Origin of the sequence: Pseudomonas sp. FP1154 (assembly GCF_030687245.1) — a bacterium.
Classification (GTDB): Bacteria; Pseudomonadota; Gammaproteobacteria; order Pseudomonadales; family Pseudomonadaceae; genus Aquipseudomonas; species Aquipseudomonas rhizophila.
On sequence record NZ_CP117465.1, the window covers coordinates 3,065,234 to 3,087,938 of the forward strand.

A 22,705-nucleotide genomic window follows, 5' to 3' on the forward strand; every position below is an offset into this window, starting at 1 on the left:
AACCTGCTCAGGCCTTTTCAACCAGCATGCGCCCGACCATTTCCATGTGCAGGGCGTGGCAGAACCAGCTGCAGTAGTACCAATGCAAACCGGCCTTGTCGGCGATGAAGGTGATGGACGAGGTCTGTTGCGGGCTGATCTCCATGCTCACGCCGTGGTTGGTCATGACAAAGCCGTGGGAGACGTCTTCGATCTGGTCGATGTTGGTGATCGTCACCGTCACCTCGTTGCCTTGCTTGACGGTGAACTCCGTCAGGCCATAGGCCGGCGCCATCGAAGTCATGTAGACCCGCACCTTGTTACCGTCGCGGATGACCTCGTTGTCGGTCTCCAGGTTGATGCCATCCTTCTTGGCCAAGGCCACAGTTTCAGCGAAGAACGGATCGGTGCGGCTCCAGATCTTCTGGGTCTTGATCTGGTCACGCCGGGCAAGGATGCAGTCATGGGGTTCGGCAAAGGCCGGGCCATCGTGTACCAGCTTCATCTCTTCGCCGGAAATGTCGATCAACTGGTCGTTTTCCGGGTGCAGCGGACCGGTGGGCAGGAAGCGATCCTTGGAGAACTTGCACAAGACCACCAGCCATTTGCCGTCCGCCTCGCTGGTTTCGGTCAGGGACGCGTGGTTGTGGCCGGGTTGGTACTGCACATCGAGCTTTTGCTTGATGTAGTTGACCTTCTCGCCCTTGTAGGCACGGATGGCCTCGTCCATGTTCCACTTCACCACCTGACTGTCGATGAACAAGGTGGTGTAGGCATTGCCGCGCCCGTCGAAGGTGGTATGCAACGGCCCCAGGCCCAGTTCCGGCTCAGCGACGATCACCTCGCGCGGGTCTTTGTAGCGGTCGTCGAATAGATCATCCAGCCGGTCGATGGCGATCATCGAGACGGTGGGTGACAGCTTGCCGTTGGCGATGAAGTATTTGCCGTCGGACGAGGTATTGAGCCCGTGGGGATTCTTCGGCACCGGGATGTAGCGGGTGAACGCGCTGTCCTTGCCATCGGTTTTACGACCATCGACCACCGGCACCTTGGAGCCGTCCAGAGTGATGAACTTGCCGGCCTTGATCGCCGCTTCGATGCGCGGGATGTTGAACACCACCACCCAGTCGCGCTCGTTGCGCATCATGCCGCCCAGGTCGTAGGCCTTCTCGGAGTTGTAGCAGGTGCTGGCGGCGTACTTGCCGGTGTAGTCGGCGTCGGAGTTGTCCAGGTTGCCGTCGACGATCACCTGGAAGGCCATTTCCATTTTTTCGGCGTCGATGGCGTTGAACATCGTGTAGCTGTTCTTGTCTTGCAGGTCGAACGTGCGACCGTCATTGGGATGCGGGATGACGAATTCGGCGTTGGCGAACACGTACTTGGTGTACGGCACCTTTTGCAGGCGCAGGCCATGGATCGCCTGTACGTTGGGCACGGTGAGAATCTTGTCGCACTTCATGATATCCAGGCGAATGCGCGCGACCCGGGAATTGGCCTTATCGTTGATGAACAGGTATTTGCCGTCGTATTTGCCATCGGTCATGGAGATGTGTGGGTGATGGCAGTCGCCGTTCTGGTACTTGGCGCTGTCACCCAGGATGCGCTTGCTTTCGTTGGTCAGCCCCCAACCGGTGGCCGAGTCGACGTTGAACACCGGAATACGCATCAGCTCGCGCATGGACGGTACGCCCAACACCCTCACCTCGCCCTGATGGCCACCGCTCCAGAAACCGTAATAGTCGTCCAGCTCGCCGGGGCCGACGTGGACTTTGGACTTGGCTTCCTTGGCCGCCGCAGCCCAGGACTCACGGGTGAACACCGCGCCACCCAGCGCCGTGGCGCCGGCCAGCACGGCGCCGGTCACCGCACTGGTCCCTAGAAATCCTCGACGGCTGACGCCCCTGGGTTCTTCGATCGCGCCGCTGGTTTCGGTTTTTTTATCGCTCATGCTGTGTGCTCCATGAAGAATGAAAGGGTCAAGGGACAGGACATTCGGGTGTCTTAAGGCGCCGGGGTCACCTGCACCACGGGAATCAGTTGCGCATCGGTCGCGCTCGCCTTGCTGCGCTTCTTGCGCTTGTTGATCAGCGGCGGGCATTTGTTTTCGTTGTGCCAGGTCATCTGGCAATCGAGGCAGTAGTGACATTCGTTGGCGTTGATCCGGCCATCGGGGTGAATCGCCTGGATCTCGCATTCCTTGGCGCACAGCTGGCAGGGGTTGCCACATTCCTTGCGGCGCTTGAGCCAGTCGAACAGCCGCAGCCGGGTCGGCATCGCCAGGGCGGCCCCCAACGGGCAGATGTAGCGGCAATAGACTTTGCGGGTGAACAGGTTGACCACCAGCAGACCCAGCGCATACGCCACGAACCACCACTGACGGTCGAACCTGAGAGTGATGGCGGTCTTGAAGGGCTCCACTTCGGCCAACCGTTCGGCGCTGGACATCGACTCCAGCGAGACGCCGAACAGCACCAGCAAAATGATGTATTTGATTGCCCAGAGTCGCTCGTGGACGGCGAACGGCAGCTCGTACTGCGGCACTTTCAACTTGCGCGCCAGCTCGTTGAGCAACTCCTGCAACGCACCGAACGGACACAACCACCCGCAGAACACCCCGCGCCCCCACAACAGAATGCTGGCGGCGGTGAACACCCAGAGGATGAAAATCAGCGGATCGGTGAGGAACAGTTCCCAGCGAAAGCCTTCGAACAGGGCATGAACGAAGGTCAGCACATTGACCACCGACAGCTGAGCCAATGCATAACCACCGAGAAACACCACGGTGAACATCAGGTAGCCACGGCGGACCCAGTGCAACAGCTTCGGGCGCCGGGCCAGCGCATCCTGCAGGAACAGGATCGCCGTGAGCACCAGCAGGGCCACGCCCAGTACGCTGATCTCGAGGCTTTTCTGGTACCAGATGGTCAACCACATCGGTCGGCTGGCTTCTTCGGCCGCCGCCAGTTGCTCAGCCGTCGGCAATGGCCTTTCCAGATAGGGCTCGGGCAATTGATATGCCAGTTCAAAGCTGCTGAAGATGCCACTGACAGGTCCGGTCTGACGACGCACCAGCAGTTCCAGGCTCCAGGGCGACCCCGGGTCGAAACGGTGGGAGGCGCGGACGATGAAAATCGCCATTTCGTCGAACTCCGGCATGTCCGTCGGCGCCACGTCGTCCAGACGCTGGAAGTCCAGGTCGCGAAAGCTGATGGCGTCGCCAAACTGACGCACCTGTACCCGATCGAAAATGCCGCCGCGCACATACCCCGAGCCCTTGAAGGAATAGCGACCGCTGCCCATCACGGCGATGGCCTGCTCGCCGGGTTTGAGCTCGTCCATCAACGTGCGGTATTGCGCCTCGCCCAGCAGGTTGCGACCGATGGTGGGCGGGTTCAGGTGAGTGACGTACAGGTCGATGAAGGTGTCGTCTGCTTGCTCGGCGCTGGCGGCTTCAACACCCTCGGCCTCGGTCCCCTTGAAGGAAGCATCGGCCTGGCCGCGCGTCAGGTGCAGGCGACGCACCGCGCCGTTGCCGGTCAAGGTTTTCCAGTCGGCGGGTTCGTAAAGGTCTTCACGCACCCGGGCCGGCGCCACCGCCAACCCCGCATCCCCCTTGACCAGCTCCAGGGAAACCGCGACATCGTGAGCGGCGCGCATGATCACTTCGTTGACCACCATCGCCGTCACGGTGGCGCCGGCAATTGCATCCACCGTCACCGCGTTCGGGTCGCTGGAGTGCCCCACCACCACCCGTTGATTGACCTTGATGCCGCTGTAGCGGGCACTGAACGCGTGGAGTTTTTCTTCGGCAATGCCGATCAGCAGGATCGGTTCGTGGTGTTCAAGCACAAAAGCATCGAGGATCACACCAGCCGGATCGAGGATCACCTGGACGTTGATGGGCTTGCCTGAATAAGCGGGAATGTCGACGACGTCCAGGCTTTGAAACACATAGCCGACGACCTTGCCGGCAGCGGACAGTTTGCGAACCTTGTACGGCCCTTCAGGCTCGGAGATTGCGTCGGTCTGCTTGAGGACGTGGTGGATGCGCTGTTGCTGGATATCACCGTAGTCCTTGGCCTGGGCGAGGCTTGCGATCAACAGCAGGAGAACGAGCAGCCCATGGAGCCAGAAGCGGGATGGGTGCAGCATCACAAAGGGAGGGGTCATGGACGCCAGGGCTTAAGGACAGGATCTTGGCGATCATGGTAGGACCCACTCCCCTGCGCGGCCCTTGATTGAAATCAAGTTGAGGACATGAACTCCTCCGAGTGCCGGGCTCGACGCAATCAGGCGGCTGGTCCAAGTGAGCCACCGGTCCCCGCGCACTGCTTTATTTTTAGCGGGCACTGCCGAGAAAGCGCTTGCGTTCACACAACGCAGGGAACTCTTCGTAGCGGTGGAGCCACTCATCGATTCGACTAATGTGTGCAGCCCTTCGAAATGGGCGCAGTTCCATCCATAGGCAAGCTGGAGAAGCAGCCCTGCCTGATAGTTGCATTACACCGACGGAATAAATTGCCAACTTTGGCTGTTGTTACAAAGACTTGATATGACTGAGGGCTTGTGGATGAGAATTTTGATTGTCGGTGGCGGAATCGCCGGTTTTTCCATGGCCAGAGCGCTTGAACTCAAAGGCTACCAGGCAGATTTGGTGGAACGCCGCCCTGACGAGGCCTCTGGTGACTCAGGACTGTTTCTGCCGGGAAACGCTGGCCGCGCGCTCAAACAACTGGGCCTGCTCGACCGTGTTCAAAGTGCCGCCGCCGTCATCCGCACCCAAAGCATCCTCGACAAAAACGGCAGGCAGCTATCTGTGACACAGACCCAAGACGTGTGGGGATCATGCGGGCCCTGCCTCTCACTTCCTCGCGCTGAGTTGCACGGCATTCTGCGTCAATCCTTGTCTCGGACTCAGCTACGTTTTGGATTGGCGGTAGAAACGATCAAGCTATCAGCCACGACATGCCAGGTGAGCTTTTCCGATGGTTCATCCTCCACTTATGACATTGTCATCGGTGCTGATGGTATTGGTTCATCGGTACGCGGCATGCTGTTCCCGGCGATCAATCCGACCTACGTCGGTAATGTCAGCTGGCGCTTCATAACGCGTAACACCACAGCCATTGATAGCTGGACGGCGATGCTGGGTCATCGCAAAGCTCTGCTCGCAATTCCCGTAAACGCCAATGACATCTATGTATACGCCGATACCGCGCTCGCCTTCCAGGACATTCAGAGCACAACCGCGCAAGCATCGCTGCCAGCACTGTTCAAAGATTTTTCCGGTCCTATTTTGCCGCTCATTACGCAGATACCGGAAGGCACGCTGGTGCATTTCAGCAAAATAGAACAAGTCGTCATGGACGATTGGGTAAAGGGACGTGTTGTGCTCATTGGCGATGCGGCTCACGCAGCCTCACCGAGTATGGCGCAGAACGCGGGCATGGCTCTTGAGGATGCGCTGGTATTGGCAGAGTCTATAGCCGCAGCAGGGAGCCCAGATGACGCACTCGCGACTTACACCGCCAAACGCAGACATCGCGTGGAATGGACGCAAAAGCAATGTGCAGCCCGGGATAAAATGCGGGCGTGGCCGACTCCGATGCGCAACGCCGTCCTCAAAGTGCTCGGTAACAGATTGTATGCACGGAGTTACTCGCCTTTGGCGGCCCCCCTTTGACTGAAGATACGGGGCCCCGCTTTGTCCGTGAGCTGTCCGAGTGATCCGCATCGACGCCATCTGGCTCGTCACCGAGCCCATGGTTATGCGCGTCGCTACCTAGACCGCGGACTACCCCCACCACAGTCCAACGCCCAAGCGGGTCTCATCTTAGGCATCAGAAGAGGTATAGGAGTCCTACCGAGCGGCAAGGCTGGGCCACGTGTTGGCAGAGTTATCAGTGCTCAGCTTTTTCCCTGAAACCCAACCCGCTGTCGTCCGTGTAGCGCAAAACAATCACATCACCACGGGCATGCCGCTTACTGTTTAGACGTCTATTCCTCGGTGATGGTGTAAGGGGGGAGTTCGTCCGGATTCCCGACGAATAACGTGGAATAACGTGGTGGAGGTACGGTTCCATGGCCCTGTAAAGAGGGCTGAGTGGGTGTGCCTTGGCCAGAATCTCTTATCTCAGAAAAATTCGGTCGATGACGCCTCGCGCGCGCTGCATCAGCGGATTGCTGAAGTGCTACGGGTAGCGAGGTGTAAGGCTGTGTCTCTTCACTGTCATGACCGCGCCCTCCTTCTCTGGCGAAATTTGCAGACAGTTCAAGAGCCGATAAAGGAAGAGCCTGGTGTTGCCCATGTCGAAGTGGCGGCCGAATGATGCGTTCCCCCTGCGGAGTATTTGCCGAACTTGAGGCTAGACTTTGGGACTCTCCCACATGAAAAGGATTGATGCGGCCTGGCACAAAGCGACTGAGCGGCCGTGTGGCTGGAACGCTGGGTTCTCCTACAGGAAAAGGATCGATACGGCCACGCTCAAAGGGCCCGTGCGACCGGGAGGCTGGAACGCTGGACTCTCCTACGAGAAAAGGGTCAATACGCCCCTGCTCAAAGGGCCCGTGCGATCGGGAGGCTGGAACGCTGGACTCTCCCACAGGAAAAGGACTGATACGGCCGCGCTCAAAGCGCCTGGACGGCGGTGAGGCAGCGTCGTGAGGCTCCCTCGAACTAGCTTCCTGCTGATTCACATGGGTTTCAGTATGAGCGTCGATATGCCTCACCGGTGGGAAATATACCCCGCCTGGAATTCGAGCTGACATTTGCTTTCCTCTCATTGAACCTATTAAAAATCAAATATGAATCAGGTTGAGATTTTTCCCGGTGGTAGAGGCGCAATGTAACCAACGGTAAAAGTAACAACATTAAAGATAACGCCTGGGTTCAGGCGAATCACGTGGCTGTGAGTGGCTACTTGTTTGCGGTGAGTTCCCTTCATCGTTACATTCTGCGAAATTCCCGCGGTCCCTGTCCTTACATAACAGTTGCTGTAGCTGTGATCGGGTTTGGGAACTCGCAGAGAATCTGGAACCACTCATTGGATTTGATACACAGGGAGTAATCACAATGGGCAACTGTATTTCCGGCGTGCGCAAATATCATAGCGACGCCACCTCGATCGATCCATTACCGCCAGAGGCTCCTGCCGCCGGCCCAGCCGCCCGTCCACACGATGTGCAACCTACCGGAAGGCAAACAGCGCCGGCACGACAGGATGCCCCTGCGAACCATCCACGCGAGTCACTCTTGACGGGTATTCAGTTTAATCATTCATCTGCAGACCACTCACTCGGGCCCAGCCCTTTGAGCAATGTTCCGCAAGATATCCTTTTGGAGGTGGCCGGTCATTTGCCCGCAAAAGACAAGGCTGCGCTCGCCAGGACAGCGCGTGCTTATCACCAGACCTTACCCAACGCCGGCCGGGAGCATAACCAATTGCAGAAATTGGTCCGCCAGTTCAATGCTGGTCATGGACGCGCTGCCCCCCAGGCAATAGACGATGCCTTAAGGTTATTAGCCTCATCCCTCCACTCTGCAGATCATCAAGAACTGAGTCGCCACCTGGCAACCTATTTGCAACGCCAACTTTCAGAGTTAAGCGAGGGTACTCGAGACGTTGAGCATTTGAAAAAAACGATCGAGCAGACTCTATCATTAATTGATACCTCACCCCGGCAAAGCATGAAACTCGCGGGCGCAATGGCGTCGTTGTTGAACTTCACACGCGCGCCGGTCTTGGCCACTACAGGCTTGGCTGCATCAAGCAAGTTGCGTGAAGTCGTCACATCGGCCCAGCCCATGGGAATGAGAACAACAAAAGACCAGATGGCCTGGACCTTGAGAAATATGAACCTGCATGGGTTGCAACATCTACCCGAGGAAGATCGAGGCGCCGCGCTCGAGCAACATATAAGCGCAATGGAAAACTTATATGCAACGAACTACACACCTTCAATTCCTATGATCAACCCGTTATCTTCCGCGACCCGAGCAGTTGCCTCGCTGCGTGCCTCAGAGCAGGATGAGCTTATGACCAGACTGAATAAGCTTCAACGCTGGGCTTGATAGGTAGATAGGATCGCATAATGGGCATCTGAGGCTAAAAATACAGGATGGTGCCTATCACCCTGACGCCTTGCATTTAGCCAGATATTTACAGCTTTAAAAATGCCCCGCCATTTTGCTGCGGCAAAAAAAAGCGCTTGGCATGAATGCCAAGCGCATACTCATAGCACTAGAAACTGGATATTTACCAGCCTGGACTAATACCACCTGCCATTACGGTTTGAGAAGCGAACCCAGCAGCCGAGATAGCCAATACCAGGTAGGTTTTAACCGAACCAACAGCTTTAAAAGTTGCTTTTTTCATATGCCCCCCCTTTATTAATGAGTGATGAAACGTAGTCTTCGCGATGACATCGCACTAAATGAGTGGTGCCTATTAGTTTAAAGGTTCCTCATTCAATTCGATTTCTCTGCCGCCCTTGAATAAGGCGCATGACGCCACTTGCTCATCCCGTTTTTTGTATTCTTATAGTTGGTAGCCTCAGTGTTTATCCAATCAGCAGCACCTGACTACGCCTACCGACATCATCCGAGACGCGTGAATCAGACGGGGTTCTCCGTCGCACCGCGACCCTCTCTGAGTCTGCGATGCTCCAACACGCGGTCCGTTATTTCTCTCGCCGTAGTGACAGCGTCTCGCGCCAGCGCCTTGCCGGTCTCGAGAGTTGCATCAGCAACTTCCTGCGCTTTGGCGGGAACATCCTCTTGCAATACTTTTACGGCCGCATCGCTGAGGGGCTCGGTTGCAACACTGGCCACCCCATAAGAACCAAAAGTAAGTGCCGACATGGCGAGGTTAACCGTGTGGTCTACCACAGCGACCTCTCCTGGCCCCAGACCTTTCTGGGTTGCCAGGTCTTTGGCCGCATCGCGAGCCAGCGATGTCAAAGCGAAACCGCCACCCAGTACGCCTGCGTTGGAGACCAGACTTGAAAAGGATACCGCGCCACTCAAAGCCGGTGTCACATCGGTCAACAAGCTCAGGGGAAGCTTGGCCATACGTTTGGCGCCGTTTGCCAACGGGCTCAGTGGTGTACTTTCTTTCAGCGCTTGATATTGGGTCTTCCAGTCGGTACGACCTAAAAGATAGGCGGGCCCGGCACGATGGGCCTGCAAGTCGTTTTTATTCATAAGATGGGCATAACCTGCGCCGGCAGCCAAACTTCCCGCTGAGGTGATAGCCGTATCAACCGCCGAGGCAGCCTTCGGTCCGACTGTGGCATTCATGGCACCCGCTACCACCAAGCGCACAGCATTGCGAGCACTGAAAGTCTGCCAGGACAGCGCACATTCCCCAGCGTTACTCACCCTGGTTTCCTCCTTTTTGCTGGTCAGCGCTTGTTGCATCACCGGCTCCAGGGTTTCCGGCGGCGGCTTTAGCCAATAAGTGTCGTGCGTGGCTCTCGCCAGCAGACCACCGCCTACTGCATCCACCGCCCCGGAAAAAGCGCCCGCCACAAAGCCGGTCAAGGCTGGATTATCGGCAACATGAGCCGTCACCTTGGGCGCCTTGTCCAAAACAACCGAGGCCGCCGCAAAGGGTACGGAAGCCACCCCACCTTGCACCGGAGCCGTTACACGATCCATGCGCGCCGCTTTGTCGAGCAACGCCTCGACCGTCTCCGGCGTCTCTCCCATTTCCTTCAACTCAACGGCCCGATCATGAATCAAGGCATTGATGGCCTCATGGTTCTCAGCCGTCCGATGGGGTTCGAACAGGCCGTCAAGTTTGTCCTTCAGCGCGATCAGCTCTGGAGAGTTGTCTCCATTAACAGACGATACGTCCCCTGTTCGCTCCAGGTGTGTTGATCGCGCATCGTCAACATGACGGTTCTCTAGTGTGCGCAGTGACACGGGCGATTCGGCTCTATTGATACCCATGAGGTGCTACTCCTTACATGCGGGTTTATGTTCTGCGCAAACGCGACGTGTCTATCAGCCAGGCAGTTGACCTCTGCCGCTTCCAATGATCTCGGCGAACTTCAATACGTTGGCCGGATAACCGGGATCCCCTACCCCTCCGGTATCCGCCAAATCGTTGCGATTCACCTTGTCGGGGCCGGAGTTATAGGCGCGCAGTCCTGCGCTGATGTCGCCACCGAAAGCATTGGTCTGATCGCGCAAATAGAGGGCACCCGCCATGATGTTGTCCCGGGGGTTGTTGACGTCGGCATTGCCAAGCAGCGCCGGATTGTCCCTCTTCAATTGAGCGAACGTGTCGGCGTTGACTTGCATCAAGCCAGCGTCGGTCTTGCCGTTGACATTGGTGCTGCTGGAATTCAGGTTGCCTCTGGACTCCGCCCAGATCTGCCCTGCTATCACGTTGCCTGGAACACCCGTAGCATTGGAGGCATCCACGATATCCTGGCGATACGGCTCCAATTGCGCGGGCAAGTGCAACCCACCCTGACCGCTCAAGGCCGGACTGCCTGCCACGCCACCGGCCTGGGCATTGTTGACTCCACCGCCAGGCGCAGCAGAACCGCCCGGTTGCGCCATCAACGTGTTGTGGGGGTGATGCCCCGGTTGGGCAATCCCACCTCCCCCGCCCCCTTCCTGTTGATTCATCAAGGCGTGGAGCCACTGCATGATGGCCTTCATGATGACTTCCATCAGTTGCATCATCAGCTCAGTTTGCTCGGTATCACTCTTCTGTGCAGGCACAGGCCCGTTAGGCACCTCCGGCGGCGGGCCGAAATTGATCGGCCGCTCGGGGCGAGCCGCGAACATATCGCCAGCCACTTCGGGATTTGAACCGGCGTGCCGACTAAACCGCTCATTGTGGTTTTCAGGCGCAAGGAGCGTGTCGGGGGTGGAGCTACGAATGGGAGAGATAGACAGGCTCAAAATCAATGCTCCAGGTTCGCTGACATGGTGGCGATCGGTTCGAAGGCGTTGTGCTCAGGCAAAGCGATTTGATGTGTGGGCTGCGAAACAGGGCCGGTATCGAATAATCGCCTCATCAGTCGATCAAACTGACGTTTGGCTGAAGGTGATTTTTCGACGAGCGCTCTGGTCGTTTCCTGCAATACCAGCTCAATGCTGGTTGGCCTGAATACCAGCAATGTTCGGCTGGAAGCCAGGTTCGCCTGCACATTCCCGGCGCTTACCGATGATGTCTCGAATGTCCAGTTCGCAATCCGTGCAATAACTTGTCCGGCCTTCGAATTGTCATCAGGCCCTTGGCTGTAAGCGATGCAAATTCGCATACCGGGCACTCCTTGAAGATGGGATCTAAATAATGCGTGGAGCCAGAGGCGAAAGAGGTTCCCTGTTCTTGTCGCCGTGGCGCAGATTCGCTTGGGCTCAGTACTCGCTGGAGACTCGCCGCTTGAGTTGCTCGCGGGCCCGCGACAAGCGCGAACGCACCGTGCCAACCGGTATATCCAGCCGAGCGGCGGTCTCCAGGTAATTACCTTCCATTTCCATCGCGACCCGAATCACCTCCTCCATATTCGGCGGCAAGGTTTCCATCGCACGAAAGACTCGCACCAGCTGACGCAAGCCACTGACCTCGGACACAACATCGCGACTGTCGGCCATTTCCAATACACCGCACTCTTGCAGGTCGTCATGAAACGGCTGGTTGTAGAGGCGCCTGAAATGACTGCGAATGAGGTTGAAGGCAATGCCGCAGAGCCAGGTCAGCAGCAGCGAGTCGTGCCGAAACTTGTGCTCGTTACGTAGCGCTTCGAGGAAGGTTGCCTGGAGCAGATCCTCCGCATCATCAGGGTTCGCGACCTTTGCCCTGATAAACAACCGCACCTTCTGCACCATCCTGCGGTCGAGCTGACGAAGGAGAGAAGCCGGAGCCGGATAAGTGATCGAGTTGATTACACACATGGACAATAACCATTTGGCGGTAAGTCCGGCTGTAAGAGCGATATGCGTGCCAACCGTTTGCGCGATCTAAGGCACTGTTATTCATGAAGATTTTTTTAAGTTTTTTTCTGTTCGTGCAATCTTTTGCATAAACCGATCGAAGTCGTCGCGCATTTATGCACGCCCGCGCGAAAGCTCTGAGTTCAGGAACCCGATGGTGGGTTTGCGCCACTCATTGCGCATGACTCTTTGCATCGATGCCGTCCCATGAAAATCCCCGGTTTCACCCCAGTCGCGATTCATTCGGTCAATCCGGCAAGCGCCCGCCCAGCGTTATCCGCTACGCAGACGGCGTCGCACATCGCAAAAGATCAGGGCACCACGCCGCACCAGGTGGCGCGATTCACCTCGGCATTGATCCAACAAAGCAAAGAGCTCAGCCAGCGTGAGCTGGTCATCGGCGGTACCGTCTTGCAATCAAAGGCGATGAAGCTCGGTGAGCTTTATCAGATGCTGATGGGCAGTAATGACAAAAGGCTGGATGAAGCAGTGCGTACCCTGCGCCAGACCCTGAAACGTCAACGCTCTGATGAGTCGCTGCTTGGCCGGGTGCTCGCCTTCGCTGGCGGGGACCCGGCCAAAGCGCACGTCATGCTGCAAGCAGCCATGAAACAAGCGCATCACGAAGGTGCCCGGGATGAGCACCAGGTGCTGTCGGATCACGCCAGCGCACTCCGGCAGCGCCATGGCAACAGAGCCCGCGCGGGTATCAATACTGCCCGGGCCTTTTCCAGATCGGGGCTGGACTCGCAGCGACGCAAGAATCTGCGGGAATTGTATTACAACGGCGTCGTAGGCCAGCCCACCATATCCAGCCTCATCGACACGCTACTGGGTCAGGAGGATGGCGAAGCGCAGTTCGAGCCGACCTTGCGCGACCTGCGTCGTGCCATTGCCGACGACCTTGCCTCAGTCAATCCATCGAGTCCTCGCCAGCAATTACGCCCCTTGATGCATGGCGTGAATACCGCCAAGCATGTATCGACGCTGCTTAAAAGCTGCGAACACCTGCTCGGGCGCATGCGTGACAAGAACCCGCAACTGCAGGTCAGCGCACCGACGTTTCTCAAACACCTGCTCGTACTCTCGGGCAAGGGCATGAACCTGCAGGAAACCTTGCAACTCACGCAATTTATCGGCGGCGCGCAACTCAAGCATCAGTTGTCGTTTCTCAACGGCCTGCGCCCGATGCTCCAACAGCTGCCTATCTTGCTGTGGCAAGACCTCAAGTCCCGGCAGAATGCTTTGGGGAACCTGTTGTTGCTGATGGCCGAACTCACTCAGCAAGAGCAAAACCAGCTCAAGGGGAACCCGGCCTGATGAATCTGATTATCGACCTGCTAAACCGTTTGGCACTCGCGGCGATGCGCCGCTCAGAAGTCGTCGGTGCGTTTATCGTGCTGGCCATTGTGTTCATGATGATTACCCCGATACCCACCTGGCTGGTAGACATTCTGATCGCGGTGAACATCTGCATCTCCTGTCTGCTGATCATGTTGGCCATGCAGTTGCCCCGCCCACTCGCCTTCTCGACGTTCCCTTCGGTGCTGCTGATCACAACCATGTTTCGCCTGGCGCTGTCGATTGCCACGACACGCCTGATTCTGCTGGACCAGGACGCCGGCCACATCGTGGAAGCGTTCGGACAATTCGTGGTGGGCGGCAACCTGGCGGTCGGCATGGTGATTTTCATGATTTTGACGGTGGTCAATTTCATGGTCATCACCAAGGGGTCGGAACGGGTGGCCGAGGTAGGCGCACGCTTCACGCTTGACGCCATGCCCGGCAAACAGATGTCGATCGACAGCGACTTACGTGCCAACCTCATCAGCGTCCACGAGGCCAAGCGCAGGCGCTCGGAGCTTGGCAAGGAGAGCCAGCTGTTTGGCGCAATGGACGGAGCAATGAAGTTCGTCAACGGCGACGCAATCGCCAGCCTGATCATCGTCGCGATCAACATGATTGGCGGTATCACCATTGGAGTCATACAACACGGCATGACTGCCGGCGATGCAGTGCAGCTGTATTCGGTACTGACCATCGGCGACGGCCTCATTGCACAGATCCCCGCGCTGCTGATCTCCGTGACGGCCGGCATGATCATCACTCGCGTGCCGAACGAAGATGCCGCCGGGCCGGCCAATATCGGCCGTGAAATTGCCGAACAGATCACCAGCCAGCCCAAGGCCTGGATCATCGCCTCGGCGGCGATGCTCGGCTTCGCCGCCATGCCCGGGATGCCGACCATGGTGTTCGTCACGATCGCCATCATCTGTTGTGGCGGCGGCCTGTTGCAGATCAATCGCGCCAAGCCCAAGGGCAATCAAGATCAAGCGGCCCCGACAACCCCGGAAAATAACGGACAGGAAGACCTGCGAATGTTCCTGCCCAGCCGCCAGTTTGTCCTGCAATTTCATCCCAGCCAGAGTCTTGAGCGGATCGAAGCCCTGGTCAGCGAAATTCGTCAACGGCGCAATCGCCTGGTGGTGAACTTCGGGCTGACGCTGCCCTCATTCATCATCGAATACCAGGCGCATCTGGACCCGGATGAATTCCGCTTTACGGTGTATGAGGTCCCCGTACTCAGGGCCACGTTCAGCGAGACGTTGGTGGCTATCGATGGCTCCTCACAGGCCATTGAGAACGACCAGCAATACAGCAAAGGCAGTTCGGAACGGCAGGAAAGCCAATGGATCTGGGTACCCACCGATGCGGAGCTGTTGAACAACAGTAATACGCAGCCCATCAGCCCCAGTACGCTGATTATCGAACGCATGGAGCGCGCGCTACAGATTTGCGGGCCGCAATTCATCGGGCTGCAGGAAACCAAAGCGATCCTCGGTTGGCTGGAAACAGAACAACCGGAACTGGCGCAGGAACTGCAGCGCGTCATGCCTCTCGCGCGTTTTTCTCAGGTGCTGCAGCGGTTGGCTTCAGAATGCGTACCCCTGCGCGGTATCCGGGTGATCGCCGAAACCTTGATCGAACATGGGCAACATGAGCGCGATGTCCTGGCCCTCACCGATTATGTACGTATCGCCCTCAAGACGCTGATCTATAACCAGTATTGCAGCCAGGAGGGATTGCTCGTCTGGCTATTCACCCCTGAGAGCGAAGGCATCCTGCGTGACAGCCTGCGTCAGACGCAAACCGAGACGTTCTTTGCCCTGAACAGCGAATCCAGCCTGATGCTGGTTCAACAATTGCGCATGGCTTTCCCGCAGCGCTCGTCAGAACGCGCGGTGATGTTGGTCGCCCAGGATCTGCGCGCTCCGCTACGGACGTTATTGCAGGACGAGTTCCATCACGTGCCGGTGCTCTCCTTTGCCGAGATCACCAATGCCTCCGAGGTGAAGGTCCTCGGCCGTTTCGACCTGGAAAATGAATTCCTGCCCTTGGAAGACGACTATGCGGCTTGATGTCGAGTGCCTTCGCGATGTTTGAACTACGTGTATTGAATGGGCTGCACCAGGGCGCTGCATTGCCGTTGGTCGGTGACCAATGGGTGATCGGCGCCAACGACGACCATGATCTGGCGCTGTACGACCCGGGCATCGCCTCGCTCCACTGTCGGTTGAGCAGAACCGAGGAAGGCTGGAACCTGGCTGCCGAACAGATGCCGATCAACGACGACGAAGGGCGTGCGTCAAACGCTATGACATTGACGCCGAACCAACCGTTCGCCATCGCAAACGTCTGGCTGTGCCTGGCATCCGCCGAAGAGCCCTGGCCTGACGTACCGGCTCTGGTCACGCCTGCGGATGCCAACGGCCAGCCGCCTCAGTCGTCAGCGTCTCCCACGCGTAAATCGATGCCAGGCGTGCCATCCTTGAAGCTGGTATCGGCGGTGATCGCTGGCGTGGTCGTAGGCCTGGTCGGTGGCGCCTGGGGCCTTAGCCAGTCCGAAGCCCCGCCGAGCGCCGTCAAGGTTACCGCCGCCAAGGCGCCTCAAAGCCCGGCGCAACCTTCCCCTGCTACCGGGCCTTCCTCATCCTCCGGCAGCACACATCTGAAAAATCGCGAACAGGTCCGCCGGCTCCTGACCACTCAATTGGCAGAACGCCTGCTCACGGAGGTCACCGTCGAGGAGCTTGACGAAGGGTTGGTGCTCAAAGGCAACCTCAAGGAGGAAGCGCTGGAGGTCTATCAGCGAATGCTCAAGAGTTTCAAAGAGCGCTACCCCACCACGGTCCCGATAGCCGATCAAGTCGGCATCGTCGGGACCAGCTTGCCGTTCACCCTGGTGCAAATTATCGCTGGCAACAACGCTCACCTGGTGACCGCCGACGGCCTGCAAATTTATGTTGGCGATGTGGTGCAGGGTCTGCGTCTGACGCGGATAGAAGAGCACAAAATCATCTTCGATGGTGACCAGCATATCGAGGTGAGCTGGTGACCGATGCGCTTGAACAATGGGCTCGACAACAGCGCGCGCGGCTGACCAGTTGTTCGGCGGTGCGGATCAGCGGCAAGGTTTCGGCGGTGAGCGGGATCCTGCTCGAGTGCCAGGTGCCTGCGGCCAAGATTGGCGATCTTTGCGAGGTCAGCAAGGCGGACGGCAGCTCAATGCTGGCGGAGATCGTCGGCTTTACCGACCAATGCACGCTGCTCAGTGCCCTGGGCACCCCTGCCGGCATTCAAGTCGGGGCCCGCATCCAACCGCTTGGGATGGCTCATCGCATAGGGGTGGATGATCAGTTGCTCGGAAGCGTGCTCGATGGTTTTGGTCGACCGTTGCTGGGCGACGGCCTCGGCGCTTTTGCCGATGTCCATGACTGTCGCAGCACCACGGCGGTGATTGCCGATGCCCTCCCGCCGATGCAAAAACCACGCATCAGCAACCCGCTGCCCACCGGTATTCGCGCCATCGACAGCGCCATCCTATTGGGCGAAGGGCAGCGTGTCGGATTGTTCGCCGGAGCGGGCTGTGGCAAGACCACGCTGCTGGCGGAGATGGCCAGGAACATGGACTGCGACGTCATCGTTTTCGGCTTGATCGGCGAACGGGGACGCGAACTACGCGAGTTCCTCGACCATGAACTGGATGATGAACTACGCCAACGTTCGGTCCTGATCTGTGCCACCTCGGATCGCTCCAGCATGGAGCGTGCGCGCGCCGCTTTCACCGCTACCGCTATCGCCGAAGCCTACCGTCAGCGCGGCATGAAAGTGCTCTTGCTGATTGACTCGCTCACCCGTTTTGCCCGTGCTCAACGCGAAATCGGCATCGCCGCCGGGGAACCGATCGGACGTGGCGGCCTGCCCCCCTCGGTCTACACCCTGCTGCCGCAACTGGTCGAGCGCGCCGGCATGAGCGAGAACGGCTCTATCACCGCCATCTACACCGTGCTGATCGAGGCCGACTCGATGAACGACCCCGTCGCCGACGAAGTCAGGTCGTTGCTCGACGGGCACATCGTGCTGTCGCGCAAGTTGGCCGAGCGTGGACACTATCCGGCCATTGACGTGTCCGCGAGCATCAGCCGGATCCTCGGCAACGTCACCAGCCGCGAGCATGTCCAGGCCAATAATCGTCTGCGCCAGTTGATGGCGGCCTACAAGCAGGTGGAAATGCTCCTGCGCCTGGGTGAATACCAGGCCGGCGCCGACCCGGTCACTGATCTGGCGGTACAACTGAACGACAGCATCAACCGCTTCCTTCGCCAGGACCTGCGCGGGCCGGTAGCGCTTGAAGAAACACTCGCCCAACTCAATCACATTACCTCGCAACTGGTGGACTGACCTTGGACGAAGATCTCGATACGGACCCGGAGCGCCAGGCGCTGGAGCGCGTCATCGGCCTGCTCGGCCCTTTGCGTCAGCACCGCCAGGCCAGTGCCGAACGTGCCCGTGCGCGCCTTGCACGAGAGGTGGCGAGGTTGCGCGAGCAACTGCTGGTCAGCGAAAGCTCAATGAACCAGGAGCGTACCAATCAGAAGCGCCAGCGGCGATCGTTAGCCGATACCCACCTGCAAACCACTCTGGAACTGGCTGATATCGACCGCTGGCACGAAAAGGAGCGACGCATGCTTGATCGCCTCGCCCAGATCCGCCAGGACGTCAGCCAGTTGCGCTTGCACATCGAAGCGCAGGAACAGTCGTTGCAACAAGCACAGCTGGACGTCAAGGCACGGCAACGCGCGGTGGAAAAACTTGCCTGCATGAGCGAGACACTCAGTGAGGAATAAGTGAGACATGACTAGCCCCATCAAGCACACGCCACCCCAACGCCCTACTCCACAGGCACCTGCCGCGCCTACAGCAAAACCCACTGCTGCGGCATCCTCGGCACCGTCGAGCAAAGGCACCGAGGTCCAGCGCAACCGTCCGGTCGAGGTCAGGTCTGCCAACGACGGCGCCAGGCCGCTGGACGCCGACGCGATGTTGTTCATGCAGATGCTTGTGCCACCGCCGCCCGCCTACTCGGACGACCAGGGCAGCTCGGGCAATGGTGCGAGCCCGTTCTCGATGTTCGCGCCGCTCGACGGCATACCGACACAGTTGATTGATGAACTGGCGCTGCAGTTGCCGCAACAGGGCAATCGTCCTTTCAGCGCCACCCTGCTCATGCCCAATCTGGGCAAGGTCCAGATTCGTGCCCAGAAACGAGACAGCCATTGGGACATCGAGCTTGGTCTGGAACGCGCAGACGTCCTGGAGCGATTGACCAAGCACCATGGCGCCTGCCAGCAAGCGTTCGCCGAGGCGCTGGACCATGACGTCGAGCTGAGATTACAGCCGACGGGGCCTGCATGAAAAAACTCAGCCTGCGACGCCTGTCGAGCACGGCCGCAATGGCCTCCCTGACCTTGGGGCGCGGCCGTTTCCTGGAGTTCACCAGCAGAGCTGAAAAGATACGCATGACGCTCGGTCCGCTGACACCCTGCGGCGCCATTGCCGATGAGCGCTGGATAGGCTTGTCCAGCCGACACGGCCCCCTGCTGTTATCGAACGCCGATGCCCTGCTGAGTCTGTGCGGTGAAGTACCCGTTCTCACCGTCGAGCCGCCACAAGCGTGGTATTGGCAGTTGATCAATCAACAGCTGACGCCGGTGCTGTCCGACCTGCTCGCACCGTTGGCGCCACTCGCCGAGGAACCGGTACTGGATGACCGCTGGGATTGTCGCGTGCTCATTGAGCGCAATGGCGAGAAAACCTACGGAACGCTAAGCCTCAGCGCCGAATCGCTGCTGCAGATACTGAATGACGCACCGTGGCGATTTATCGAGCAAACCGTGCCTGAGCGTTGGGTCCTGGCTCATCCGGTCATCGTTGGGCGCATGGATTTGCTGGTCAATCAGCTGCGCTCATTACGTCCAGGCGATGTGTTGTTGCCTGCCGAGGCGGTCTTCGACGTTCAAGGTCGGGGAAACCTGCAACTGGGCAACCAGCGGTGGGCGGTTTGTAGCGAAGACCGGAATGATCACTTACAGCTCAGGCTGATTCACGAAGAAGGCTCCATTCATGAGCAATGAACTGCAGGATGAAGAACCGTTGTACGAGTTCGACAGTAACGATGACTTGGCGGCCCGGGAAGCGAACGACGACCAGCAGGAACGGCTCGATCCGGCGCAGCCAGACGACGCCCTCCCGCAAGACGCTGCGCCGCAGCCGCCATCGCCCTTGGCCGGTGTGACCCTGGCGTTGACCGTACGGTGCGGCGAAGTGAAGCTGAGCCTCGAAGCGCTCGGCCGCCTGGCGGCCGGTTCCGTGGTGGATGTCACGGGCATGGCGCCGGGCGCAGCGACGTTGTGCCATGAAGAGCGGGTGGTCGCCTACGGTGAGCTGGTAGACGTGGATGGACGCTTGGGCATGCAAATCACTCGCTTGGTATTTGATCAATGATTCTGGATGGCATGAACCCGATCATGCTCGCGCTGTTTCTGGGGGCGCTCTCGCTGATCCCGTTGTTTTTGATTGTCTGCACCGCATTTCTGAAAATCTCCATGGTGTTGCTGATAACGCGCAATGCCATCGGCGTGCAACAGGTTCCGCCCAATATGGCGTTGTATGGCATTGCCCTGGCGGCGACGATGTTCGTGATGGCTCCGGTGGCTTATGAAATCCAGCAACGGGTGGCTGAAAATCCTTTGCAGATAGGCACTACCGAACAACTTCAAGCCAGCGTGAACACGGTCATCGCCCCGCTGCAAAACTTCATGAGCCGTAACACCGATCCGGACGTCCTGGCGCATCTGGTCGACAACACCCACCGTATGTGGCCTGCGGAACTGGCCGAAAAAGCCAGCAGCAAGGATCTGCTGCTGGCGATTCCAGCCTTCGTATTGTCGGAGCTGCAGGCCGGGTTCGAGATCGGTTTTCTGATTTACATTCCGTTCATCGTCATTGATCTGATCGTGTCCAACCTGCTGCTTGCGCTTGGCATGCAAATGGTCTCGCCGATGACCATTTCGCTGCCGCTCAAATTGCTGCTGTTCGTCCTTGTCCAGGGCTGGACGCGGTTACTCGACAGTCTGTTCTATTCCTATCTGTGAGGCTGCCGTGGAAGCGCTGGAGTTGTTCAAACAGGGCATGTACCTGGTGGTGATTCTTACCGCACCACCGCTGCTGGTCGCGGTGCTGGTAGGCGTGTTGACGTCTCTCGTGCAAGCCTTGATGCAGATCCAGGACCAGACCCTGCCCTTTGGTATCAAACTGGTCGCCGTGGGCGTGACCCTGGCGGCGACCGGCCGCTGGATCGGCGTTGAATTGATCCTGTTCATCAACATGGCGTTCGACCTGATCGCGCGCACCGGAGGCGCCGTTTGATGCCATTCAATGCCGAGTATTTGTTCGAACTGATGCTCGGTATCGCTTTAGCCATGGCCAGGATTCTGCCGTGCATGATGCTGGTGCCAGCGTTTTGCTTCAAATACCTCAAGGGGCCGCTGCGTTACGCCGTGACCTGCGCGGTTGCGATGGTTCCAGCGCCGAGCATCGGTCGGGTGTTGTCTGGGCAACATGAGAACTGGCTGATGATCGGCGGTTTGTTGCTCAAGGAAATGGTCCTGGGCGTGCTGTTGGGGTTGCTGCTGTATATGCCGTTCTGGATGTTCGCAACGGTAGGCGCCTTGCTCGACAGCCAGCGCGGCGCTCTCAGCGGCGGCCAGATCAACCCTTCCCTGGGGCCCGACGCGACGCCACTGGGCGAGTTGCTGCAGGAAGTGCTGATCATGCTAGTCATCCTGTCCGGCGGCCTCTCGCTGATTACCCAGGTCATCTGGGACAGCTACATCATTTGGCCGCCCACCGCTTGGATGCCGAACATGACGGTAGAGGGGCTGGACATACTGCTTGGCGAGCTGAACAGGACCATGCAGCACGCATTGCTTTACGCGGCGCCGTTCATAGGCCTGTTGCTGCTGATTGAGGCCGCTTTCGCCATCGTCGGTCTTTATGCCCAGCAACTGAATGTTTCGATTCTGGCGATGCCGGCCAAGAGCGTCATCGGATTGCTGTTTCTGCTGGTGTATCTGCCCACACTCCTGGATCTGGGCAACGCCGAACTCGATCGCTGGTTCGATTTGAAATTTCTGCTGAACCTGTTGGTAAAAGTCCCGTGAGCGAAAAAACCGAAAAGGCGACGCCGAAGAAAGAACGCGACGCGAGGGAAAAAGGCCAGGTTGGGCAGAGCCAGGACCTGGCCAAACTGCTGGTGCTGATGGTGGTCAGCGAAGTCTGTCTGGGCATGGCCGAGGAAAGCATGACACGCCTGCAGCACCTCACCGAATTACCCTTGCGACGACTGAACGACCCCTTCGCCAGTACTGCCATTGAGCTCAGCGGCACAGCGCTGTGGACACTTGTTTCCTTCATCGTCGCCAGCGTCGGCGTGGCGATTCTGATACGTCTGGCCGGCACCTGGATGCAGATCGGCTTCCTCTTTGCGCCGAAGGCCCTGAAGGTCGATCTCGGCAAGCTCAATCCAATCGGCCAGATCAAGCAGATGTTCTCTAAACAGAATCTGATGAACCTGCTGCTGAGCGTCCTCAAAGCGCTGGCCATTGCGGTCATTCTGTATGTCTCGATCATGCCCATCCTGGGCAAGCTGGTGCTGTTGGCCGACACCGATCTCGTCACCTACTGGCGCTCGTTGCTGGAGGTATTTCAGAGCATCTTGCGCAACACTTTGGGCCTGCTGCTGGTGATCGGCATGGTCGACTTTGCCCTGCAAAAATACTTTCACGCCAAGAAACTGCGCATGAGCCACGAAGACATCAAGCAGGAATACAAGCAGTCCGAAGGCGATCCGCACGTCAAAGGCCATCGTCGTCAGCTGGCGCACGAACTGCTCAACTCCGAACCCAGCACCGCCCCCCGACCGGTGGAGGACGCCGACTTGTTGTTGGTCAACCCGACCCACTACGCCGTGGCACTGTACTACCGACCAGGCCAGACGCCTTTGCCGCTGATTCATTGCAAAGGACAAGACGATGATGCTCTGGCGCTGATCAAGCGCGCCCAGAACGCCAAGATCCCGGTGGTCCAATGTGTCTGGCTGGCGCGCGCGTTGTACATCGTTCGCACAGGTCGCCATATACCGCGCGAAACCTTGCTGGAGGTCGCCCATATCTACCAAGTCATTCGCCAGCTTGATGAAGTCACAGAAGAAATCATCCAGCTGGAAACCCACTGACCCATCATCCCAGTCATAAAACTTTAATACCTGCGCGCTTTAATGGCGGTCAAAACTTCTGGAAGTTTTCCCCATGCATTCGTCGAGCTCGCGCTCCCAATCTCCGGGATCAATCCCGCTCTCAGAGCAAACGAACA

20 protein-coding genes are annotated in these 22,705 nt (G+C 58.3%); 14 read left to right on the forward strand and 6 right to left on the reverse strand.

What is annotated here, in order from left to right:
- Positions 1 to 7 precede the first annotated feature (7 nt).
- Positions 8 to 1,927 (reverse strand): TAT-dependent nitrous-oxide reductase, encoded by a 1,920-nt coding sequence (gene nosZ, locus PSH91_RS13855; RefSeq protein WP_305465923.1) that lies wholly within the window; start codon positions 1,925 to 1,927, stop codon positions 8 to 10.
- A gap of 53 nt (positions 1,928 to 1,980) precedes the next feature.
- A complete protein-coding gene (gene nosR, locus PSH91_RS13860; RefSeq protein ID WP_305465924.1) occupies positions 1,981 to 4,149 on the reverse strand; it encodes a transcriptional regulator NosR in 2,169 nt (722 codons plus the stop codon).
- 400 nt (positions 4,150 to 4,549) lie between these two features.
- Between nosR and PSH91_RS13865 the strand changes: the two genes are divergently transcribed.
- Together PSH91_RS13865 and PSH91_RS13870 are read left to right on the forward strand one after the other, a co-directional pair.
- The gene (locus tag PSH91_RS13865; RefSeq protein WP_305465926.1) at positions 4,550 to 5,662 is read left to right on the forward strand and encodes an FAD-dependent monooxygenase; all 1,113 of its coding nucleotides are present in this window, start codon (positions 4,550 to 4,552) and stop codon (positions 5,660 to 5,662) included.
- Positions 5,663 to 7,051: 1,389 nt separating this feature from the next.
- Positions 7,052 to 8,050: an F-box protein gene (locus tag PSH91_RS13870; protein WP_305465927.1), complete on the forward strand. Its 999-nt coding sequence runs from the start codon at positions 7,052 to 7,054 to the stop codon at positions 8,048 to 8,050.
- A 543-nt stretch (positions 8,051 to 8,593) separates the two neighbouring features.
- Here PSH91_RS13870 and PSH91_RS13875 read toward each other — a convergent pair.
- The 4 genes from PSH91_RS13875 to PSH91_RS13890 form a co-directional block, all read right to left on the reverse strand.
- A complete protein-coding gene (locus PSH91_RS13875) occupies positions 8,594 to 9,931 on the reverse strand; it encodes a hypothetical protein (protein WP_305465929.1) in 1,338 nt (445 codons plus the stop codon).
- Positions 9,932 to 9,985: 54 nt separating this feature from the next.
- Complete coding sequence (locus PSH91_RS13880) at positions 9,986 to 10,780, reverse strand: lytic transglycosylase domain-containing protein (protein WP_107322408.1); 795 nt, start codon at positions 10,778 to 10,780, stop codon at positions 9,986 to 9,988.
- A 119-nt stretch (positions 10,781 to 10,899) separates the two neighbouring features.
- Entirely contained in the window at positions 10,900 to 11,259 is a 360-nt protein-coding gene (locus PSH91_RS13885; RefSeq protein WP_305465930.1) for a hypothetical protein, read from the reverse strand.
- A 97-nt stretch (positions 11,260 to 11,356) separates the two neighbouring features.
- Entirely contained in the window at positions 11,357 to 11,893 is a 537-nt protein-coding gene (locus PSH91_RS13890) for an RNA polymerase sigma factor (RefSeq protein ID WP_025213859.1), read from the reverse strand.
- 246 nt (positions 11,894 to 12,139) lie between these two features.
- Between PSH91_RS13890 and sctW the strand changes: the two genes are divergently transcribed.
- Genes sctW through sctU form a run of 12 tightly spaced genes read left to right on the forward strand, consistent with a single transcriptional unit; the run spans position 12,140 to position 22,568 of the window.
- Positions 12,140 to 13,252, forward strand: a complete 1,113-nt coding sequence (gene sctW / locus PSH91_RS13895; protein ID WP_305465932.1) for a type III secretion system gatekeeper subunit SctW — start codon at positions 12,140 to 12,142, stop codon at positions 13,250 to 13,252.
- A complete protein-coding gene (gene sctV, locus PSH91_RS13900) occupies positions 13,252 to 15,351 on the forward strand; it encodes a type III secretion system export apparatus subunit SctV (RefSeq protein ID WP_305465933.1) in 2,100 nt (699 codons plus the stop codon). The genes sctW and sctV overlap by 1 nt, the downstream gene beginning before the upstream one ends.
- A 17-nt stretch (positions 15,352 to 15,368) precedes the next feature.
- Positions 15,369 to 16,328 carry an FHA domain-containing protein gene (locus PSH91_RS13905; RefSeq protein WP_305465934.1) on the forward strand — a complete coding sequence of 320 codons (960 nt, stop codon included), beginning with the start codon at positions 15,369 to 15,371 and terminating at the stop codon, positions 16,326 to 16,328.
- Positions 16,325 to 17,674: a FliI/YscN family ATPase gene (locus tag PSH91_RS13910; RefSeq protein ID WP_305465935.1), complete on the forward strand. Its 1,350-nt coding sequence runs from the start codon at positions 16,325 to 16,327 to the stop codon at positions 17,672 to 17,674. The genes PSH91_RS13905 and PSH91_RS13910 overlap by 4 nt, the downstream gene beginning before the upstream one ends.
- A gap of 2 nt (positions 17,675 to 17,676) precedes the next feature.
- Positions 17,677 to 18,120, forward strand: coding sequence for a type III secretion protein (locus tag PSH91_RS13915; RefSeq protein ID WP_107322403.1), 444 nt, complete (start codon positions 17,677 to 17,679; stop codon positions 18,118 to 18,120).
- A 7-nt stretch (positions 18,121 to 18,127) separates the two neighbouring features.
- On the forward strand, positions 18,128 to 18,688 hold the full coding sequence (locus tag PSH91_RS13920; protein ID WP_160892297.1) for a type III secretion system HrpP C-terminal domain-containing protein: 561 nt from the start codon (positions 18,128 to 18,130) through the stop codon (positions 18,686 to 18,688).
- Positions 18,685 to 19,407, forward strand: a complete 723-nt coding sequence (locus PSH91_RS13925; RefSeq protein WP_305465936.1) for a type III secretion system protein — start codon at positions 18,685 to 18,687, stop codon at positions 19,405 to 19,407. The genes PSH91_RS13920 and PSH91_RS13925 overlap by 4 nt, the downstream gene beginning before the upstream one ends.
- Entirely contained in the window at positions 19,397 to 19,777 is a 381-nt protein-coding gene (locus PSH91_RS13930) for a FliM/FliN family flagellar motor switch protein (RefSeq protein ID WP_107322400.1), read from the forward strand. The genes PSH91_RS13925 and PSH91_RS13930 overlap by 11 nt, the downstream gene beginning before the upstream one ends.
- Entirely contained in the window at positions 19,774 to 20,427 is a 654-nt protein-coding gene (gene sctR / locus PSH91_RS13935) for a type III secretion system export apparatus subunit SctR (RefSeq protein WP_107322399.1), read from the forward strand. The genes PSH91_RS13930 and sctR overlap by 4 nt, the downstream gene beginning before the upstream one ends.
- Before the next feature lie 7 nt (positions 20,428 to 20,434).
- Positions 20,435 to 20,701 carry a type III secretion system export apparatus subunit SctS gene (sctS, locus tag PSH91_RS13940; protein ID WP_107322398.1) on the forward strand — a complete coding sequence of 89 codons (267 nt, stop codon included), beginning with the start codon at positions 20,435 to 20,437 and terminating at the stop codon, positions 20,699 to 20,701.
- Positions 20,701 to 21,495, forward strand: a complete 795-nt coding sequence (sctT, locus tag PSH91_RS13945; RefSeq protein WP_107322397.1) for a type III secretion system export apparatus subunit SctT — start codon at positions 20,701 to 20,703, stop codon at positions 21,493 to 21,495. Before sctS ends, sctT begins: the two co-directional genes overlap by 1 nt.
- Entirely contained in the window at positions 21,492 to 22,568 is a 1,077-nt protein-coding gene (gene sctU, locus PSH91_RS13950) for a type III secretion system export apparatus subunit SctU (RefSeq protein WP_107322396.1), read from the forward strand. Before sctT ends, sctU begins: the two co-directional genes overlap by 4 nt.
- Positions 22,569 to 22,705 lie beyond the last annotated feature (137 nt).

What these genes read in the sequence shown, in the direction of transcription:
- nosZ (WP_305465923.1), bottom strand. Translation starts at nt 1,927, where the DNA reads ATGAGCGATAAAAAAACCGAAACCAGCGGCGCGATCGAAGAACCCAGG.
- nosR (WP_305465924.1), bottom strand. Translation starts at nt 4,149, where the DNA reads ATGACCCCTCCCTTTGTGATGCTGCACCCATCCCGCTTCTGGCTCCAT.
- PSH91_RS13865 (WP_305465926.1), top strand. Translation starts at nt 4,550, where the DNA reads ATGAGAATTTTGATTGTCGGTGGCGGAATCGCCGGTTTTTCCATGGCC.
- PSH91_RS13870 (WP_305465927.1), top strand. Translation starts at nt 7,052, where the DNA reads ATGGGCAACTGTATTTCCGGCGTGCGCAAATATCATAGCGACGCCACC.
- PSH91_RS13875 (WP_305465929.1), bottom strand. Translation starts at nt 9,931, where the DNA reads ATGGGTATCAATAGAGCCGAATCGCCCGTGTCACTGCGCACACTAGAG.
- PSH91_RS13880 (WP_107322408.1), bottom strand. Translation starts at nt 10,780, where the DNA reads ATGTTCGCGGCTCGCCCCGAGCGGCCGATCAATTTCGGCCCGCCGCCG.
- PSH91_RS13885 (WP_305465930.1), bottom strand. Translation starts at nt 11,259, where the DNA reads ATGCGAATTTGCATCGCTTACAGCCAAGGGCCTGATGACAATTCGAAG.
- PSH91_RS13890 (WP_025213859.1), bottom strand. Translation starts at nt 11,893, where the DNA reads ATGTGTGTAATCAACTCGATCACTTATCCGGCTCCGGCTTCTCTCCTT.
- sctW (WP_305465932.1), top strand. Translation starts at nt 12,140, where the DNA reads ATGAAAATCCCCGGTTTCACCCCAGTCGCGATTCATTCGGTCAATCCG.
- sctV (WP_305465933.1), top strand. Translation starts at nt 13,252, where the DNA reads ATGAATCTGATTATCGACCTGCTAAACCGTTTGGCACTCGCGGCGATG.
- PSH91_RS13905 (WP_305465934.1), top strand. Translation starts at nt 15,369, where the DNA reads ATGTTTGAACTACGTGTATTGAATGGGCTGCACCAGGGCGCTGCATTG.
- PSH91_RS13920 (WP_160892297.1), top strand. Translation starts at nt 18,128, where the DNA reads ATGACTAGCCCCATCAAGCACACGCCACCCCAACGCCCTACTCCACAG.
- PSH91_RS13925 (WP_305465936.1), top strand. Translation starts at nt 18,685, where the DNA reads ATGAAAAAACTCAGCCTGCGACGCCTGTCGAGCACGGCCGCAATGGCC.
- PSH91_RS13930 (WP_107322400.1), top strand. Translation starts at nt 19,397, where the DNA reads ATGAGCAATGAACTGCAGGATGAAGAACCGTTGTACGAGTTCGACAGT.
- sctR (WP_107322399.1), top strand. Translation starts at nt 19,774, where the DNA reads ATGATTCTGGATGGCATGAACCCGATCATGCTCGCGCTGTTTCTGGGG.
- sctT (WP_107322397.1), top strand. Translation starts at nt 20,701, where the DNA reads ATGCCATTCAATGCCGAGTATTTGTTCGAACTGATGCTCGGTATCGCT.